Raw genomic sequence first — 247 nt, 5'->3', positions numbered from 1 at the left:
ACTTCAAATTACACGTTCAAAACTGCTGTTGGAACTTTTGCAGATCGTTTCGTATTGCGTTACACCAACAAAACTTTAGGCACAGACGATTTTGAAAATATAGGAAATAATGTTTTAGTTTCAGTAAAATCAAAAATAATAAATCTTACTAGCGGAACTGAAAACATTAAAGAAGTACAGATCTATACTATTGGCAGCCAATTGCTTTATGGCAAAAATAAAATTGAAGCAAAAGAATTAAGAATTG

General features: G+C 30.4%; 1 pseudogene. It reads left to right on the top strand.

The window, feature by feature from the left end:
- Positions 1–247, top strand: a pseudogene (locus ACWA1B_RS23315) (T9SS sorting signal type C domain-containing protein); the annotation flags it as partial.

Source organism: Flavobacterium xizangense (genome assembly GCF_054075145.1).
The sequence above is the reverse complement of the archived record's forward strand: the minus strand, read 5'-3'. Positions and strand labels throughout refer to the sequence as shown.